Source organism: Lysobacter sp. 1R34A (genome assembly GCF_051217035.1).
GTDB lineage: Bacteria > Pseudomonadota > Gammaproteobacteria > Xanthomonadales > Xanthomonadaceae > Lysobacter.
Window position 1 is genome coordinate 1 of record NZ_JBPKJP010000081.1, and the last position, 19,278, is coordinate 19,278.

11 protein-coding genes are annotated in these 19,278 nt (G+C 68.6%); 6 read left to right on the top strand and 5 right to left on the bottom strand.

From position 1 onward, the window contains the following. Positions 1–633 (top strand): RDD family protein (locus ACSAMQ_RS15810; protein ID WP_435396566.1); only part of this gene is annotated, 633 nt, incomplete at its 5' end. Positions 634–673: 40 nt separating this feature from the next. Here ACSAMQ_RS15810 and ACSAMQ_RS15815 read toward each other — a convergent pair. Both ACSAMQ_RS15815 and ACSAMQ_RS15820 read right to left on the bottom strand, forming a co-directional pair. Next, positions 674–1,606, bottom strand: coding sequence for a BPSS1780 family membrane protein (locus tag ACSAMQ_RS15815; RefSeq protein ID WP_435396567.1), 933 nt, complete (start codon positions 1,604–1,606; stop codon positions 674–676). Positions 1,607–1,739: 133 nt separating this feature from the next. Then, positions 1,740–2,465 (bottom strand): glutamine amidotransferase, encoded by a 726-nt coding sequence (locus ACSAMQ_RS15820; protein ID WP_435396568.1) that lies wholly within the window; start codon positions 2,463–2,465, stop codon positions 1,740–1,742. A gap of 101 nt (positions 2,466–2,566) precedes the next feature. On the opposite strand from ACSAMQ_RS15820, the gene glyQ reads away from it, so the two are divergent. After that, positions 2,567–3,496 (top strand): glycine--tRNA ligase subunit alpha, encoded by a 930-nt coding sequence (gene glyQ / locus ACSAMQ_RS15825; RefSeq protein ID WP_435396569.1) that lies wholly within the window; start codon positions 2,567–2,569, stop codon positions 3,494–3,496. 163 nt (positions 3,497–3,659) lie between these two features. After that, complete coding sequence (glyS, locus tag ACSAMQ_RS15830) at positions 3,660–5,762, top strand: glycine--tRNA ligase subunit beta (protein ID WP_435396570.1); 2,103 nt, start codon at positions 3,660–3,662, stop codon at positions 5,760–5,762. 198 nt (positions 5,763–5,960) lie between these two features. Here the strand turns inward: glyS and ACSAMQ_RS15835 are convergent, their stop codons facing one another. Further along, positions 5,961–8,861, bottom strand: coding sequence for a TonB-dependent receptor domain-containing protein (locus ACSAMQ_RS15835; RefSeq protein ID WP_435396571.1), 2,901 nt, complete (start codon positions 8,859–8,861; stop codon positions 5,961–5,963). Between the two features lie 243 nt (positions 8,862–9,104). Between ACSAMQ_RS15835 and ACSAMQ_RS15840 the strand changes: the two genes are divergently transcribed. The 3 genes from ACSAMQ_RS15840 to ACSAMQ_RS15850 are packed head-to-tail and all read left to right on the top strand — an operon-like array spanning position 9,105 to position 15,599. After that, positions 9,105–11,078 (top strand): autotransporter assembly complex protein TamA, encoded by a 1,974-nt coding sequence (locus tag ACSAMQ_RS15840; protein WP_435396572.1) that lies wholly within the window; start codon positions 9,105–9,107, stop codon positions 11,076–11,078. Positions 11,079–11,108: 30 nt separating this feature from the next. Next, entirely contained in the window at positions 11,109–14,993 is a 3,885-nt protein-coding gene (locus tag ACSAMQ_RS15845; RefSeq protein WP_435396573.1) for a translocation/assembly module TamB domain-containing protein, read from the top strand. 57 nt (positions 14,994–15,050) lie between these two features. After that, the gene (locus ACSAMQ_RS15850; protein ID WP_435396574.1) at positions 15,051–15,599 is read left to right on the top strand and encodes a DinB family protein; all 549 of its coding nucleotides are present in this window, start codon (positions 15,051–15,053) and stop codon (positions 15,597–15,599) included. Between the two features lie 42 nt (positions 15,600–15,641). Here ACSAMQ_RS15850 and ACSAMQ_RS15855 read toward each other — a convergent pair whose 3' ends face one another. Then, positions 15,642–18,467 carry a protein kinase domain-containing protein gene (locus tag ACSAMQ_RS15855; RefSeq protein WP_435396575.1) on the bottom strand — a complete coding sequence of 942 codons (2,826 nt, stop codon included), beginning with the start codon at positions 18,465–18,467 and terminating at the stop codon, positions 15,642–15,644. Between the two features lie 111 nt (positions 18,468–18,578). After that, positions 18,579–19,151 carry an ECF-type sigma factor gene (locus ACSAMQ_RS15860; RefSeq protein ID WP_435396576.1) on the bottom strand — a complete coding sequence of 191 codons (573 nt, stop codon included), beginning with the start codon at positions 19,149–19,151 and terminating at the stop codon, positions 18,579–18,581. Positions 19,152–19,278: the final 127 nt, after the last annotated feature.

Sequence of the window (19,278 nt, forward strand, 5' to 3'; positions counted from 1 at the left end):
GCGGTCGCTGCGGCGACGAGCGTGGTCGGCGCCGGCCACTGGCTGGGCCTGGCCGAAGCGGCCCGGCGCGCCTATGCGGCGATGGCCGCGCGCACCGCCGAGGTGATGTCGGCGGCGGTGCTCGACGACCTGTCCTTCGGCGGCTTCGCCCAACGGCTGATCGCCGACCCGGCCCTGCACGCCGCCGCCACGACCACGGTCGCCGCGCTGACCGCGCTGGTGCTCGGCTGGGTCCTGGCCTTCGCCCTGTTCGGCGCGGTCTACGAGATCGGTTTCGTGCTGTCGCCGTGGCAGGCCACGCCCGGCAAGCGCGCGCTGCGCCTGCGCGTGACCGGCATGGACGGACGGGCGCTCGGGGCCGGCCGCATCGCCTTGCGCTATTTCGGCGGCGGCCTGTCGTGGCTGAGCTTGAACATCGGCCATCTGCTGGCGATGGCGAAACCCGACTACCGCGCCTTGCACGATCGCCTGGCCGGCGCGCGGGTGGTGCGCGACGGCGAGCCCGGGATGCCGCTCTGGGGCTGGGCGTGGGTGGCGCTGCAGTTGTCGGCGAGCTTCTTCGCGTTGGCCCGGCTGTTCGGCGCGATGCAGGCGACGATGGATGCGGCCGTGTACCAGGCCGGCGGCCTGTAGCACTGGTTCTGGTTTGCAGTTCGCGAGCTCCGACGCGGGCTCAGGCTTCCAACTGGCCCGGGCGCGGCGTCGACGAAGCCTCCGGCGCGGCCGGCTGCTCGCCTTGGCCGAACACGTCGCGCCAGGCGTAGTAACAGGTGCCGACCATGACCACCACCACGACCGCGCCATAGGCCAGGTACAGCGATGCGGCGAGCAGGGCGCCGAACACCGGGTGGACCAGGCTGCCGACCTGCACCAGCACGATCGCGATCACGCTGGCCAGCACCGCCGACACCACCACGCCGAGCACGAACAGCATCGCCGCGAGCAGATAGGCGCCGAGGTTCCACAGCGACGCGCTGAGACTGTGCTTGACCGCGTCCGACAGGCTGAGCCCGGAGAACATGATCAGCGGCACCGAGATCAGCAGGATCGCGTTGCTGAAATAATTGAACAGGAACTGCACCAGCATCATCAGGCCCGGGTGATCGGGTTCCGGCGCGGTCGCGACATGGCCGCTGAGCGCGCCGCGCATCATTTCCAGGTACTGCGGCCAGTAGTCCTGGCCGGCCAGCCACACCACCAGCGCGGTGCTGATCAGGGTCAGGGCGATCTGGATCAGGCCGAGCAGGGCGAGCGGGCCGACCTTGCCCAGGCGCAACGGCGCGAACAGGTCGCGCGCGCGGGTCGGCCGCCCGGCCTCGGCTTCGCGGATCACGTGCATCAGGCCGGCGAGCAGGATCGGCAGCGCCAGCACCAGGGCGACGAACATCGGGATCACCGCCGTCACGATGCCGGCCATGTCGGGGTTGGCGCCGCCGGCGAGACTGCGCGCCGGGCTCGCCAGCACGAGCGCCAACAGGTACAGCACCGCCATGAACAGCAGCGCCGCGCCGAAGATCGCACGCGGATTGCGCGTGCCCAGGTTGATCGCGCGGATCAGCCATTGCACGCCGTGGGTCAGCGGTACCTTGCGCATCGGTTGCGTCATCGGATCGGTCCTGGCCTTGCGGCCGCCTTGCTCGTGATTGCGATGGTGCGCGCGAGCCGCACGCGCACGGGATTAAAGCCAGCGACGCGGCAGCGATCGAAGCCGGAGCCGCCGGCCCGCACGGCCACGGCGCTCAACGCCCGTGCAGCGTGCGCGCATGGCCGACGAAACGCCGCAGCACGCGCCGCGCGAACGGCGTGGCGCTGACGCTGCCGGCGATGCTGCGCGGACAATGGCCTTCGCTGCGCAGCGCGTCCTGGCGCGCCCGCACGTAGCCGCGCATGTGCGTGGCGCTGAATTCGGGGTGGAACTGCACGCCCCAGGCGCGATCGCCCCAGCGGAAGGCGTGGCAGGCGTCGTGGGTCGAACGCGCCAGCACGGTGGCGCCTTCGGGCGGGCGCAGCACGGTCTGCAGATGGGTGGCCTGGGCCGGGAACTGGCTCGGCAGACCGGCGAACAAGGGGTCGTCGCCGGCGCTGGCGTGCAGCTCCAGGCCGACCGTGCCCATCTCGCGGCCGGCCGGGTGGTTGCCGACTTCGCCGCCGAGGGCGTGGGCGAGCAACTGGTGGCCGTAGCAGATGCCGAACAGCGGCAGGCGCGCGTGCGCGGCCTCGCGCAACCACAGCGCGCTGCGTTCGCTCCAGTCGGCGCGGTCGGTGACCATCGCGCCCGAGCCGGTGACGATGGCGCCGGCGAAGCCTTCGCGGCTCGGCAGGGCCTCGCCGTCCTCGACGTTGACCACTACCGCCTCGTCGCGCTCCAGCCCGGCGGCGACCCGGATCCAATGCGGAAAACCGCGGTGGCGGCGCATGGAGGCGACCGGCTGGCCGGTCTCGAGGATCAGGAAGGGCGGATTCACGGCGTGGCGGCAGGCGGGAAACGGTGCGAAACCAGGGGGAAAGCCCTGGCGCGCAAGGCTCGTCGCTATACTAACCCGCTTTGCTGCACTGCGATGAGACCATGGCCGCGAGCGACCACCCGACCCCGCTGATCACCTTCCAGAGCATGATCCAGCGCCTGAACGCCTTCTGGGCTGAACAGGGCTGCGTGCTGATCCAGCCGCTCGACCTCGAAGTCGGCGCCGGTACCTTCCACCCGGCGACCTTCCTGCGCGCGCTCGGTCCGGAGCCGTGGAACGCCGCCTACGTGCAGCCCTGCCGCCGTCCCACCGACGGCCGCTACGGCGACAACCCCAACCGCCTGCAGCGCTACTACCAGTACCAGGTGGCGATGAAGCCCAGCCCCGACAACATCGTCGAGCTGTACTTCGATTCGCTCAAGGCGCTCGGCGTCGACCCGATGGTGCACGACCTGCGCCTGGTCGAGGACAACTGGGAATCGCCGACCCTCGGCGCCTGGGGCCTGGGCTGGGAGGTCTGGCTCAACGGCATGGAAGTCACCCAATTCACCTATTTCCAGCAGGCCGGCGGCCTGGAGTGCAAGCCGGTGCTCGGCGAGATCACCTACGGTCTCGAGCGCCTGTGCATGTACCTGCAGAACGTCGACAACGTGTTCGACCTGGTCTGGACCTACGGGCCCGATGGCGTGCCGGTGACCTACCGCGACGTCTACCACCAGAACGAAGTCGAGCAGAGCGCCTACAACTTCGAGCACGCCGACGTCGCCGAGCTGTTCCATCGCTTCGACGCCTGCGAGGCCGAAGCCGCCAAGCTGATCGAGCTCGGCCTGCCGCTGCCGGCCTACGACCAGGTCTGCAAGGCCAGCCACTCGTTCAACCTGCTCGATGCGCGCCGCGCGATCAGCGTGACCGAGCGCCAGCGCTACATCCTGCGCGTGCGCAAGATCGCCCAGGGCGTGGCCGAGGCGTATCACGCGCAGCGCGAGAAGCTCGGATTCCCCGGCCTCAAGGGCGGTTCCAAAGCCGCCTGACGCTTTTGAAGCACTCCTTCCGCGTGCGGGAGGGGGTGGGCGAGGGCCGGCATGAAGTCCGCCGACCTCGCACCCGACACCCTGCAGTTCGCTCAAATCACCCACCTCGCCGCAGCAAGCGCGAGGCGTCTTCACCGAAGACGAAAAACGCAAAGGCATCCGCATGAGCACGACGCAACCTCTACTGATCGAACTGGGCACCGAGGAATTGCCGGTCAAGGCCCTGCCGGGCCTGGCCCAGGCCTTCTTCGATGGCGTGCTGGACGGTCTGCACAAGCGCGGCATCGGTTTCGATCGCGAAGGCGCCAAGCCGCTGTACACGCCGCGCCGCCTGGCCGTGCGCCTCAACGGCGTGGCTACGCAGCAGCCCGAGCAGAAGAGCGAAGTGCTCGGCCCCTATCTCAACATCGCCCTCGACGCCGAGGGCCAGCCGACCAAGGCCTTGCAGGGCTTCGCCCAGAAGGCCGGCATCGACTGGAGCCAGCTCGAACGCACCAGCGACGCCAAGGGCGAGCGTTTCGTCCACCGTGCGACCAAGCCCGGCGCCGACACCGCCAGCCTGCTGCCGGAGATCGTGCGCGAAGCGCTTGCGGCGATGCCGATTCCCAAACCGATGCGCTGGGGCGATCACGACTACGGTTTCGCCCGGCCGGTGCACTGGCTCGTGCTGCTGTTCGGCGCCGAAGTGGTGCCGGCGCAGGTGCTCGGCGTGCGCAGCGACCGCATGAGCCGCGGCCACCGCTTCATGCACGACAAGCCGGTCTGGTTCAGCGCGCCCGAGGACTATGTCGAGTCCCTGCGCAGCGCCCATGTGCTGGTCGACGCCGACGAACGCCGCGAGCGGATCGTGCGCGAAGTCGCCGCCGCTGCGCAGCAGGCCGGCGGCCAGGCGCGCATCGACGAGGGCATCCTCGAAGAGGTCAATGGCCTGACCGAATGGCCGGTCGCCATCGCCTGCGGTTTCGAGCGCGAATTCCTCGCCGTGCCGCAGGAAGCGCTGATCGCGACCATGGAGGCCAACCAGAAATTCTTCCCGGTGCTCGACGCGCAGGGCCAGTTGACCGAGCGCTTCATCGGCATCGCCAACATCCAGTCCAGGAACGAAGCCGAAGTCCGCAAGGGCTACGAGCGGGTGATCCGCCCGCGCTTCGCCGACGCCAAGTTCTTCTTCGACGAAGACCTCAAGCAGGGCCTGGATTCGATGGGCGAGGGCCTGAAGACGGTGACCTACCAGGCCAAGCTCGGCAGCGTCGCCGACAAGGTCGCGCGCGTCGCCGCACTGGCCGAGGCGATCGCGCCGGCGGCCGGCGTCGAGCCGGCACAGGCCAAGCGCGCCGCGCTGCTGTCGAAGAACGACCTGCAGTCGCGCATGGTCAACGAGTTTCCTGAGCTGCAGGGCATCGCCGGGCGCTACTACGCCCAGGCTGCGAACGAACCGGCCGAGGTCGCCGCGGCGATCGACGAGGCCTATATGCCGCGTTTCGCCGGCGACGCGATCGCGCCGTCGAAGCTGGGGCAGGTCGTCGCGATCGCCGAGCGGTTGGATACCTTGGCGGGTTGTTTCAATCAGGGCATCAAGCCGACCGGAAACAAAGACCCGTTTGCTCTGCGCCGCGCGGCGCTTGGCTTGGCGCGAACCCTGTTGGAAGGCGAGATCGATCCTGATTTGCGTGGACTCATTTATACGGCTGTCGACTTGCAGCCAGTTCGTCCGAGTGCAGATCTGAATTCAGAGACTGCGCCGCTGGATATCTTCATTTTCGTATTGGACCGCTTGCGCGCTTACTATGCCGAGCAGTCGGTGCCAGCGCCTCAGTTTTATTCAGTTGAGCAGACGATCGCCGTTCATAACGAAGTAAAGTTGAAAGACTTCGACCGCCGCCTCAAAGCCATCGCCGAATTCGCCAAACTGCCCGAGGCCGAAGCGCTGGCCGCGGCCAACAAGCGCATCCGCAACATCCTCAGGAAGGTCGACGGCGAGGTGCCGACCGCGATCGACCCCGCGCATTTCGTCGAAGACGCCGAGCGCGAGCTCGCCGAAGTCGTCGATGCCGCGATCGCCGATACCGACCCCTTGCTGGCGCAGCGCGATTACGTCGCGGTGCTCGGCCGCCTGGCCCGCTTGCGCCCGCAGGTCGATGCGTTCTTCACCCATGTGATGGTCAACGTCGACGACCTGGCGGTGCGCAACAACCGGTTGGCCCTGCTTAAGCGCTTGTCCGACCGGCTCGGCAGCGTCGCGGCGATCGAGCACCTGTCGATCTGAGTTCAGCTTGACGTGCGGATGACAAAAAGCCGGCGCAAGCCGGCTTTTTGTCGGGTGGAGTTACGGCCGGGTCATGGCTCGTTGGCCGCCCGATCAGTCGCGCAGGAATCCGCGGCCTAAACTGTGTCGCGACGACCCATAAAAAAGGAGCCGGCTTGCGCCGGCTCCCTTATTACGCTGCAAGTATCCGAGTGGAACTCAGAAGAACTTGTAATTTACGCCGACGTAGTAGGCGCGGCCGATCGCGTCGTACAGCGCCGAGCCGAAGCCCGTGCCGAACAGGTTGACCGGCGGATCGGAGTCGAACACGTTGGTCACGCCGGCGTAGAGCTGCACGCCGGTGTCCTTGATCGTGTAGCTGCCGCGCATATCGTGGAACACGCCGGAGCCGGCCGAGATCACGTTGGTCTGACGCGGATTGGACGCGTAACTCTCGTTAGTGACGCGCAAGCCGCCCGAAGCGAAGCGGGTCGACCAGTTGACGTCCCAGTTGTCGCGGCTGTAGCCGGCGCGCAAGGTCGCCTTCCACTCCGGGAAACCCAGGGTCTTGTTGTCGTCGCTGAACTCGGACGGATCTTCCTGGAACGGATAGCTCTTATAGTTCAGGACCTTGGTCGCGTTGAGGTCCCAACGCATGCGGCCGCCCCAGAGATCGTGGCTGTAGTACACCGCAATATCGACGCCGTCGGTCTCGATGGCCGAAATGTTCTGGTTGATCGAAGTCAGGAACTCGATCTGACCGTCCGGTCCACGGCGAGCGTTGCGGCAATAGATGTTGTCGATGCCCGTCGGCGAATCCACGCAGCGGTCGGCGACCGTCTGGAAATCGGGTGCCGAGATCGCATTTTCGATCTTGATTTCCCAGTAATCGGCGTTGATGCCGAAGCCTTCGAGGAAGGTCGGCGTGAACACCAGGCCTGCGGTCCAGCTGCGGCCGGTTTCGGCGTCGAGATCCGGGTTGCTGCCCGACAGACCTTCGTTGGTGGCCGTGAACTCGTCGGTGAAGTTGGCCGGCAGGCCCAGCGCGGCGCAGTTGCGGGCGCGCACGGCGGGATCCTTCGCGTTCGGAATTTCCTGCACGTCGCAGGGATCGTCGACGAAGCCGAAGTTCTGCGATTGGCCACCGAACAGTTCGTCGATGCCGGGCGCACGCACGGCGGCGGACATGTTGCCGCGCAGACGCAGGCTGTCGTTGAACGCCCAGTCGAGGTTATAGCGCCAGGCGCGGGTGCTGCCGACGGTGTCGTACTTGGAGTAGCGCGCCGCGCCGCCGACGGTCAGGCTCTTGATCGCCGGCAGGTCGGCCAGCAACGGCACCGCGACTTCGGCCCAGATTTCCTGGACGTCGTAGCTGCCGCGCGAGCTCGGGATGGCGTTGAGGAAGGTCTCGCCGGCGATGTCCAGCGGATCGTTGATCGCCTGGCTGGTCTCGCGACGGTACTCGACACCGGTGCCGAAGCTGACCGGACCGGCCTTGAGCTCGAACAGGTTGTTGTTGGTCAGCGAACCGCCGGCCACGAACTGGGTCAGGCGCGTCTTGGAGATCGTGGTGACGTTGAACCAATCCGCTGCCGCCGGGCTGATCGCGCCGGCGCCGAACACCGAGAACGGAATGCAGCTGGCAGCCACTTCGGGGGAGATGATGCCGTCGGGCGTTGCGGTATTGAAGTAATACGCTTCGTTGACCGCGGTAGGATCGATCTTCGAACGGCAGACGATCTGTCCGGTGTTCGGATCTTCCACCGCATCGAGGCCGGCGTAGAAGCGCTCCATGTGGCGGTTGTTGAGGTTGCGGCGACGTTCGTGGGTACGGCCGTAGTTGACCGACACGTCGTACAGCCAATCGCTGGTCAGCGCGCCTTCGACGCCGAACACGACGCGGGCGGTCTGGCGGTCGGTGTCTTCGCCGCGCAGGCCGGCATCGACGTCGTTACGGGTGACGTTGATGGACTCGCGCGCGCCCATGAGGGCTGCCAACTCCGGCGTCACATAGGCGTTGTCGGCCATGATGATGTGCGGGTTGGTGCTGCCCGCGAACGCCGGCGAGAAGAACGACTTGGTGTGGACCTTGCTGTACATGCCTTCGAAGTACAGGCGGTGATCCTGGTTCAAGTCGAAGCTGGCCACCGAGCTGACCGTGGTGCGCTTGTAGTCGGGCTGTAGCAGAACCTGCTGGTTGCCGTCGGAGCGATCGCAATCGACGCAGTTGCCGTTCGCGTCGGACAAGCCGGTGAAGCGCTGCTTGCGCACGCTGCCGTTCGGGTCGAAGACATAACGCAGGGCGCGGTTGCCGGTGGCGCCGAGCGAGAACGTGCCGCCCTCGGTGAGGGTGTAGTTGCCGCCGTTCGGCAGCAGCACCTGATCGGTCGCGCCGCCCGGCGTACGCACCGTGCGGTAGGCCTGGTTACCGAAGCGGTCCTTGAACCACAGCGGATCCTGGTTGCTGTGCTCGATCGACACGGCGACGTTGCCGCGGTCTTCCGCGAAGTTGGTGCCGGCGGTCAGCGAGAACAGGCGCTCGGTGAAGCCGCCGTGCTGGCTGTCGCCGATCTGGACGTGAGCGTTGGCGCCCTCATACTTCTTCTTGAGGATGAAGTTGACCACGCCGGACACGGCGTCGGCACCGTACACGGCCGAAGCGCCGCCGGTGATGACTTCGACGCGCTCGACCCAGTCGGCCGGGATCAGGTTGGTGTCGACGGCAGTGGTGCCAGCGGACGCGCCGACCATGCGGCGACCGTTGACCAGCACCAGGGTGCGGGACGTGCCGAGGTTGCGCAGATCCTGCATGGCCACGCCGGCGGTGCCGATGAAACGGCCCGAGTTGCCCATCGTGAACGTGGTGGCCAGCTGCGGCATCGTCGTCAGCAGGTCACCGATATTGACCGCGCCGGTCGCCTTGATGTCTTCGGCGGTCAGGACGCTGACGGGGGCCGGGGAGACGACGTTCGGGTTGGAGATGCGCGAACCGGTAACGGTAACGGTTTCGATCTTGGTGACGTCTTCGTTCGAAGCCGTTTCCGCCTGCTGTGCATAGGCGGGCGCGATAGCGCCGACCAGTGCGGTGCAAACAGCAGTGGTGAGTATTTTTCTATTCACGAAATGGACTCCTGAAATATGCAGTGACATTGCTTCCCTACCGTGTGGCTTCCCTGTGGATGGAAGTGGTGGTTTGGCTGTTTCTAGGAGACCCCGATGAGTCCGCCGCGCAGCCCCCAGCGCATGCGGTCAGTTCCCCTGAGGCCGAAATTACGACTTCTTAACGGCAGATGCAATTAATCTGCAAAGTGGCTGAACAAAATTCGTAAGCAATACAAGCCTTTACCGGTTATCCTGCTGGCTATGCCATTGATCCCCCGCCTTTTTTTCGCCGTCGCCCTGGTTCTTGGAGTCGCCGGCGCGGCCCGGGCGGCCAAAGTCGGCAAAGTCGAGATCGTCGGCCTCGATGAGGCCATGACCCAGAACGTCCGCGTGTCCCTGTCCCTGGTCGATACGATCGGCAAGGACGTGTCCGGGCGCCGCCTGGCCTATCTGCTGCGCGAGGCCGAGAACGAGGCGCGCGAGGCCCTGGAGCCGTTCGGCTACTACTCGCCGACGATCAAGGTCGAGGATTCCCGGGGCACCCGCCGCCGCGATCCGGCGCTACCGGCCGACTCCAGCCCTGCCGAGCCCGGCCCTGCCGATGCCGGCCCGGCCGACATCGGCGCGACCGCGGCCGATGCCGGTACCGGTCAGGACGCCTCCGCCCAGGACCTGGCCAGCCAGGACCCGGCTGCCCCGCCCGCCGCCTCGGCCTCGACCCCGTCGGTGCCGATCACCGTCACCCTGACCATCGACAAGGGCGAGCCGGTCAAGGTGCGGCGCTCGGACATCGCCATCCTCGGCGCCGGCAGCGACGACCGTTACCTCAAACAGGACCTCGAGGCGTTCCGGCCTGGCCCGGACCAGGTCTTCAATCACGAGCTGTACGAGGCCAGCAAGACCAAGATCACCCGGCGCCTGGCGGAGCGCGGCTATTTCGACGCGGACTTCTCGGCCCGGCGGGTCGAAGTGACCCGTGCGGAACATGCCGCCGACGTCGACTTGGTCTGGACCAGCGGCCGGCGCTACGACATGGGCCCGATCAGCTTCGAGCAGACGCCCAAGCGGATCATCCGCGACAGCCTGCTCGAGCGCCTGGTGTATTGGGAACAGGGCAGCTACTACCACCAGGGCAAGCTCGACCGCTTTCGCGAGTCGCTGTCGCGGCTGGACTACTTCGCCAGCATCGACATCGAGCCGCAGCCGGACCAGGCGGTCGACGGCCAGGTGCCGGTCAAGGTGACCCTGACCCCGGCCAAGCGCAGCATCTATACCGCCGGCCTGAGCTACGGCACCGACAGCGGCGCCGGTGTGCGCCTGGGCCTGGAGCGGCGCTACCTCAACGACCGCGGCCACAAGGCCCTGGCCCAGGTCGACTTCGCCCAGCGCCGCAAGACCGCCACCTTGCAATACCGCATCCCGGCCTTCGCCTGGCTCGACGGCTGGTACACCTTCAGTCTGCAGGGCACCGACGAGCAGACCGACTACATCGACTCGCGCCGCATCGAACTGGTCGCCAGCCGCAGCGGCAAGATCAACCAGCGCTGGACCGCGACCGCCTCGGTGCACGGCCTGCGCGAGCGCTGGGCCTATGCCGACGAGGACGACGACGATCCGACCACACCGGTCGACTACCGCTCGGCGACCTTTTTGTACCCCTCGTTCCGGGTCGAGTACGTCGATGCAGACGACCGTCTGTATCCGCGCAACGGCATCGCCGCCACGGCGATGCTGCGCGGCGGCCTGGAAAGCGTCGGCTCGGACGCGAACTTCCTGCAACTGCACACCACCGCGCGCTGGTACAAGGGCCTGGGCCCGCGCAGCCGGCTGATCACCCGCGGCGAACTCGGCCACACCTTCACCGACGCTCTGGTCGACCTGCCGCCGACCCTGCGCTTCTACGCCGGCGGCGACCGCAGTATCCGCGGCTACGAATGGCGCGAAGTCGGGCCGCGCATCCCGGCGGGCGAGGACCGCAAAGCTTTCGCGCTCGGCGCCAAGAACGTGGTCACCGGCAGCGTCGAGTACGAGCAGTACTTCAACGACAGTTGGGGCGCAGCGGTGTTCGTCGACAGCGGCAGCGCGTTCGACAACACCCCGAAGCTGCGCACCGGCGTCGGCGTGGGCCTGCGTTGGCGCTCGCCGGTCGGCCCGTTGCGGGTCGACATCGCACGCGGCCTGGACGACCCGGATTCGGGTTTCCAGCTGTATCTCAACATCGGCGCCGATCTCTAAGGCACGCGGCCAGGACGACCCTGCAACGACATGAGCGATACGCCGAAAACTCCCGAACAACTGTTGCTCGAACGCCGCCAGCGCCGCCGCGCCGCAGCCAAGCGCTGGGCCTGGCGCAGCAGCATCGTCGCGGCGATCGCGACCTTGGCGATCGCGTTCGGCGTGTACTGGCTGATCAGCACCATCGCCGGCCGCGACCTGTTGCTGGCGCAGATCGTCGCGCGCCTGCCGGCCGACTCGACCTTCACCTGGACCGCGGCCGAAGGCCCGGTGTCGGGGCCGCTGACCCTGCGCGGCGTGCGCTTCACTTATAAGGGCACGGTGTTCACCGCCGAGCGGGTCTTCGTCGATCCGGCGTTGCGTCCCTTGCTGGGCCGCAAGCTGCGCCTGGACGCCCTGCAAGTCGAAAACGCGACCCTCGACCTGCCCAAGAGCGACGAGCCCTTCGAGCTGCCGAGCTGGCCCGAGGTGCTGCCGCAGATCGAACCGCCGCTGGCCTTGCAGGCCGACGACGTGCGCATCGACGGCTTCAAGCTCAGCCAGGTGGGCGAGCCGTTGATCGAAGTGCGCCGCCTGCGCGCCGGACTCGATGCGCAGTCGGGCAAGCTGCATGTCGAGAAACTCGAAGCGGTGACCGACCGCGGCCGTTTCACCGTGCACGGCGAGTACGAACCGCGCAACGACTTCAAGACCGACCTGGTCGCCACCGCGGTGCTGCCGAGCTCGCCGGGGCGCACGCCGCCGCGGTTGGGCCTGGTCGCGCGCGGCGATCTGTCGCGCATGGACGTCGGCATCGCCGGCGCCGCCCCCGGCCCGGTGCGCGCCAGCCTGACCCTGCGCGGCAAGGACGATCCGCGCTGGCAGTTGCGTGCGCGCGCCGACGCGCTCGACGTCGGCCTGCTGCTGTCGCCCGACGCCAAGCCCAGCGACACGCCGATGGCGCTGCGCTTCGACGCCGGCGGCGTCGGCGGCAACGCCGATCTCAACGGCGAGTTCCGCCAGGGCGACCTGGCGGTGACGGTGCTGCCGTCGAAGATCGCGCTGAAGGACCAGGTGCTGGACGTGCAGCCGCTGGCGTTGAAGTTGTTCGACGGTACCGCGACCCTGCGCGGCCACGCCGACTTCACCGATGCCGAGAACGGCCAGTTCAAGTTCGCCATCAACGCCGACCGGCTGCGCTGGGGCGGCACGCCCGCGGCGACCACCGCGAGCGCGGCTGCGCTCGCCAAACCCTCGCGTGCTCCTCAGGCACCGGCCACGCCGGCCATCGTGCTGGAGAACGCGCAACTCGGTTTCGCCGGCACGGTCAAGGCCTGGGCCGCGATCGGCAACGCCCGCCTGCTGCGCGACAAACAGGCCGCGACCGTAGACTTCGACGGCCGTGGCGACGACCGGCGCATGAGCCTGAAGACGCTCAAGGCGAAGATGCCGACCGGCCAGCTCGACGGCAGCGGCGACATCGCCTGGGCGCCGGCGCTCGGTTGGAACCTCAAAGCGACGCTGTCGGGTTTCGACCCGGGTTATTTCGCCCCGGAATGGAAGGGCGCGGTGGACGGCCAACTCGCCAGCACCGGCGCCACCCGCGACGACGGCGGCCTAGAAGTGCGCGTCGACGCCGAACGCCTCGGCGGCCGCCTGCGCGACCGGCCGCTCGGCGGCCGCGGCCGTTTCGCGATGCACGGCGCGGCGACCGGCAAGAGCGACGACGCCTACGAAGGCGAGGTCGCGCTCAGCCTAGGCGGCAGCCGCGTCGACGCCAAGGGCAAGCTGGCCCAGGCGATCGAACTCGACGCCAGGCTCGCGCCGCTGCAGCTCAACGATCTGCTGCCGAACACCGCCGGCAGCCTCAAGGGCACGCTCAAGCTCAGCGGCGCGCGCGATGCGCCGAACATCGACGCCGACCTGAGCGGCAGCGGCCTCAAGTACGGCGACTACACCGCGACGAGTTTCAGCGCTAAGGGCCGCCTGCCCTGGCGCGGCCGCGGCGGCGAACTGGCGCTGCGCGCGAGCGATCTCAACGCCGGCATCGCGCTGTCCTCGCTCAACGTCGATGCGCGCGGCGCGGTCGAGTCGCTGCAACTGCAGGCGCAGGCCGATAGCGAGATCGCCCAGCTCGCACTGGCCGGCCACGCCGACAAGCGCGGCGCGAACTGGCAGGGCGCGCTGGCCTCGCTGCAGCTGACGCCGAGCAAGGGCGCGTCCTGGCGCTTGCAGCAGGCGGCGCAGTTCCGCTGGGACGGGCGCAACGGCGCGTTGTCCAACGCCTGCCTGGCGTCGAGCAGCGGCGGCTCGCTGTGCGCCAGCGCGGACTGGCCGCGGCGCGGCCTCGACATCAAGGGCCAGGGGCTGCCGTTGTTGCTGGCCCAGGCCTATCTGCCCGAACGCAGCGACAAGCGGCCGTGGCTGCTGCGCGGCGAGATCGCGCTCGACGGCGAACTGCGTCCGGTCGGCAACGCTTGGCGCGGCCGAGTCGAGGTCACTTCGAGCGGCGGCGGCCTCAAGTTCAGCGCGCGCGCGCGCCGCGAGTTGCTGCGCTACAACGCCTTGTCGCTGAAGGCGACGTTCGACCCGAACAAGCTCAACGCCGAACTCAAGGCGGGCTTCAACGACGACGGCCACATCGACGCCAGGATCGCCACCGGCTGGGACGCCTACGCGCCCCTGTCGGGCGAGGTTTCGGTCGACACCGACGAATTGACCTGGCTGGAGATGTTCTCGCCCGACATCGTCGAGCCCAAGGGACGCCTGGAAGGCCGCATCAGCCTGGCGGGCACCCGCTCGCAGCCCTTGCTCGGCGGCCAGGCGCAGCTGAGCCAGTTCACCACCGAACTGCCGGCGCTCGGCATCGTCCTGCAGAACGGCAACGTCCGCCTCGACGCGCAGAGCGACGGCAGCGCGCGCATCGCCGGCAGCGTGCGCTCCGGCGAAGGCACCTTGAACATCGACGGCACCCTGGGGTGGCAGGGCGACGACACGCCGCTGGTGCTCAACCTGCGCGGCACCAACGTGCTCGCCTCCGATACGCGCGACCTGCATGCGATCGCCAACCCCGACCTGACCGTGCGCTACGCCGCCAGGCAGCCGTTGCAGGTCACCGGCACGGTCACGATCCCGACCGCGCGCATCGACCTGGAGCGCCTCGACCAGGGCGTGTCGGTGTCCGAGGACGTGGTCGTGCTCGACCCGGTCGATCCCGAGGACACCGGCGCCTCGCCGCTCGACCTCGACCTGACCCTGATCGTCGGCGAGCAGGTCAAGCTCAACGGCTTCGGCCTCGACGGCAAGCTCGGCGGCCAGATGCGGGTGCGCTCGCGTCCCGGCCGCGAGATGACCGCGAACGGCGCGCTCAACGTCGAAGGCCGCTACACCGCCTACGGCCAGAAACTGCAAATCACCCGCGGCCGCCTGGCCTGGAACAACGGCCCGGTGTCGGACCCGATCCTCGACGTGCGCGCCGAACGCGAAGTCGGCGCGGTCACCGCCGGCGTCGACATCAGCGGCCGGGTCAGCTCGCCGCAGGTCAACGTCTGGTCGAACCCGGCCAGTTCGCAGTCCGAGGCGCTCGCCTACCTCGCGCTCGGCCGGCCGCTGTCGTCGGTCAGCGGCGACGAGGGCCGCCAGCTCAACGCCGCCAGCGCCGCGCTGTCGGCCGGCGGCGGCATGCTCGCCTCGCAGCTCGGCGCCAAGATCGGCCTCGACGATGCCGGGGTGATGGAAAGCCGCGCGCTCGGCGGCTCGGTGCTCGGCGTCGGCAAATACCTGTCGCCTCGCCTGTACGTCGGCTACGGCGTCTCCCTGCTCGGCACCGGCCAGGTGCTGACCTTGAAGTACCTGCTGCGCAAGGGCTTCGACATCGAGATCGAGTCGAGCACGATCGAGAATCGCGCTTCGATCAACTGGCGCAAGGAAAAGTAAGCCGATGGCGTCCGCGGACTGCATCGACGCCATCGGTGCGACGGCACGGAGGTCTCCATGACGACGCTGCGCGAGCATGCCGTGCTGATGGCCGGCTACAACCGCTGGATGAACGACAAGGTGTACGCGGCGGCCGCGCGCCTGCCGCATGAGGCGGTGGCCGAGGATCGCGGTGCGTTCTTTGGTTCGATTCTCGGCACGCTCAATCATCTGCTGGTCGCCGACCTGATCTGGCTGCATCGATTCGCCAGTTTTCATCCGACGCATTTCGAGGCGCTCGAGCCGATTCGTACTGCCGCGCCGCCGACCGCGATCGACCAGCGCTTGCACGATCGCCTCGCGCCCCTGCAGGCGCAGCGCAGCGAACTCGATGTACGGATCGAGGACTGGGCGCGGGGGCTGACCGATGCGGATCTCGACCACGTGCTGGTGTACGCGAACAGCAAGGGCGTGGTTTCGCGACGCGACTTCGCCGGGCTGTTGATGCATTTCTTCAATCACCAGACTCATCACCGCGGCCAGGTCACGACCCTGCTGACCCAGGCCGGCGAGGATGTGGGCGCGACCGATTTGATGGTGCTGTTGCCGCAGCACGCGCCGGACTGAGGCGCGCGACTTGCCGGCTGCGACGCCATGCCTCAGCCAGGCTTATCCGCTGCAGGCGTCGCGTATCGCCCGCACTTCGCGCTCGACCTCGCTGCCGTCCGGACGGGCATCGCCGATGCCGCGCAGCAGGCCGTCGAGGGTCGCCCGCGCCTGCCCGCGTTGCGGCCCGCCGCAGCGCACCTGCGCGGCATAGGCCTGGGCGCGCCAGCCGAGTTCGCGCAGCGTCTCGTCGGTGGTCGGCAGTTCCGCCAACGAGTCCAGGTGCGCGAGCGCGGCGGCGTCGCCGGACAACGCCTGGACCTGGGCCAGGTCGAGTTCGGCGTGGCGGGTGTTCGGATGGCGCTCGCCGTAACCCTTGCGGGTCAGGCTGACCGCGCGTTGCAGATGGTCGAGGCCGCGGTCGCGTTGGTCGAGCGCGATCTCGACCTCGCCGAGCAGGCGCTCGGTGTCGCCGATCACGCCGTGTTCGGCGCCGAACTCGGCCACCCGCAGTGCGCGGATTTCGTCGAGCAGCAATCGCGCCATGGTGTGGCGGCCGGTCGCATGCAGCACCGTGGCCTGGGCGAACAAGGCCTCGGCGAGACGGCCGCGGTCGAGGTGCTTGCGCGAGATCGTCACCGCATGGTCGAGCTCGGCCAGGGCGCGGTCGACGTCGCCGCGCTCCCAGGCGACCAGGCCCAGGCTGCCGTGCAGACCGGCGAGATCGGAATGGTCGGCGCCCAGGCGCGGCGTCAGCACGTTGCGCAGCTGTTCCAGTTCGGTCTGCGCCTGCGCGTACTGGCCTTGTTCGATGTGGAAGGCGGCGAGCTGGCGGCGCACGGCCAGGGTCGCCGGATGCTGGCCGCCGTTGACCTCCAGGGCGATCGCCAACGCTTCCTCGGCATCGCGCTCGGCGTCGTTGAGTTGACCGAGGTCGTGGCGCAGCGCGGCCAGGTTGCGGCTGATCTCGACCTGCAGCGGGTGGCGGTCGCCGACGCTCTGCTGCAGCCGCCGGCGCGCCTGCTCAAAGCCATGCAGGGCCTGGCGGCTTTGGCCGGCGTCGGCCTGCAGGCTGGCGAGGTCCATCAGATTCTCGACTTCGCCGACTTCGCCGTTCTCGAGTATTTCCCGGCGCAGCGCGAGCGAGCGTTCGAACAATTGGCGTGCGCCCTGGCGTTCGCCGTTGGCCTGGCGGCAACGGCCGAGTTCGGAATAGAACTCGCTGGCCTGGTTCGGCAACTGCGCCTGTTCGCGCCGGGCCAGGTCGAGCCCGGGCTGCATCAGCGCCGCGCACTCGCGCGGCTGGCCGAGCAAGCGCAGCACCTTGCCGCGCTGAGTGATCGACTCCAGGCGCAAGCTTTCGGGAATGTCCTGGTCGGTGCTGGCGATGATGCTGGCCTGGCGGTCTAGCAGCGCGCGCGCTTCGATGTAGTCGCCCAGACTGGTGCGCATGCGCGCGATCACCCCGAACAGTTCGGCGCGCGCGCGCGGCTGCCGGGCGAGTTCGCGGGTGCCGCGGATCACCGAAGCGTCGAGCAGGCCGCGCAGGTCGAGCGCTTCGCCTTCCGGCGTACCGCGTGCGCTTTCGAACAGGCCGACCATGAAGTCCTGCATCGCCTGGGCGCGGCTGGCTTCGCCGACCGCTTCGCGCGCCTGCCAGGCGACGATGCCGAGCGCGGCGCTGAGCACCACCGCGACCAGGGCCGCGGTCGCCAACGCCCAGCGGTGGCGGGCGACGTACTTGTTGAAGCGGTAGCGCAGGCTCTGCGCCCGCGCCAGGACCGGCCGGCCGGACTCGAAACGCTGCAGGTCCAGCGACAGCGCCTCGACCGAGGGATAGCGCTGTTCGGGCCGCTTCGACAGGGTCTTGAGGACGATGTTGTCGAGGTCGCCGCTGAGCTGGCGAGCGAGGCGGCGCACCGAGTTCGGGTCGACCTCGGCATCGTCGGTGTCGACGTAGCGCAACACCGCCTGCGAGGGCCGCAGCGGGTCGGCGGCGAGGATCGCCTCTTCCCACTCGGCGTCGGTCTGGCGCTTGAGGCGGTAGGGCTTGGAGTCGGTCAGCAGCTCGTACAGCACCACGCCGAGCGAATACACGTCGGTCATGGTGGTGACCGGTTCGCCGCGCACCTGTTCCGGCGCGGCGTAGTGCAGGGTGAAGGCGCGCGCGCCGGTGCGGGTCTGCTCCGGCAGCGGCACGTCGTTGCTGTCGAGCAGCTTGGCGATGCCGAAGTCGAGCAGGCGCACGTCGCCGGCCGGCGTCACCATGATGTTCGACGGCTTGAGATCGCGGTGGACGATCAGGTTGGCGTGGGCGTGGCTGACCGCGTCGCAGATCTGCTGGAACATGCGCAGGCGCTTGTCGAGCGGGGTGCGCTGGTTGCGGCAGTAGTCGGTGATCGGCTCGCCTTCGACGTACTCCAGGGCGAGGTAGGGCAGGCCGTCGCGGCTGATGCCGGCGTCGAGCAGGCGGGCGATGTGCGGATGCGCCAGGCGGGCGAGGATCTGGCGCTCGCGGGTGAAGCGGGTGCGCAAGTTGGTGTCGGCCAGGCCGGGGCGCAGCAGCTTCAGCGCGACCCGGCGCTGGTACAGGCCGTCGGCGCGCGAGGCCAGCCAGACCTGGCCCATGCCGCCTTCGCCGAGCAAGCTTTCCAGGCGGTAGGTGCCGACTTCCACGCCGGGGCGCATGCCGGTGTTCTGCGGCGCGACCAGCGGCTCGGACAGAAAATCCTCGTGGCCGTCTTCGAGCGCGATCAGCTCGGCGAGTTGATCGGCGAGCTCGGCGTCGTCGGCGCGCAGCTCGCGCAGGCGTTCGGCGCGCGCGACCGGGTCCAGCTCGAGCAGCGCGTCGAGCAAAGGGGACAGGCGTTGCCAGCGTTCGGCGTCCATGCGCGGTCAGTCGGTGGCGATACGACGGTCGTCGGCGATGTGGATCATGGCCAGGCGCATGGGATGCGGGCGCGCTGCACGGCGGTGACGGAACGCGGCACGCGCCGTGCGTCAGCGATTGGGCTCGTCTTGCAGCGAGGCCAGCAGGAACAGGCGGGCCTTCTGCCAGTCGCGGCGGATGCTGCGTTCGGAGCGCTGCAGCAGCGCGGCGATTTCGAGTTCCGACAGGCCGGCGAAATAGCGCAGTTCCACCACTTGGGCCAGGCGCTGGTCGACCGCGGCCAATTTGGTCAGGGCGGTGTCCAGGCCGAGCGTGTCCTCGTCCAGGCGCAGGCCGCCTTCGACGTCGTCGGGCAACTCGGTGACGCGGTGCAGATCGCCGCCGCGCTTCTGCGCCAGGCGCTGGCGCGCGTAGTCGACGACCACGCTGCGCATCGCCGAGGCGGCGTAGGCGAAGAAATGCGCGCGATCGTCGAACTGGGCTTCGCGGCGGCCGACCAGCTTGAGGTAAGCCTCGTGCACCAGCGCGGTCGCGTCCAGGGTCTGGCCGTGCTGGCCGGCGAGCTGGCGCCGCGCCATGGTGTGCAACTCCTGGTACAGAGTCGCGAGCACGCGATCGAGTGCGCCGCGGTCGCCTTCGCGGGCGGCATCCAACAGGATCGTGATGTCAGCGCTTTCGGCCATATCGCCCCTCGACTCGGCGGAGACTATAGCGCGTTCATCTTCATATGATAGCGACGACGGTGGCATCGCCCCGGCGTCGCCCGCGCCGTCGGTCCGGAACGGGGGGGCCGGGCGCCCGCGGCCCCGC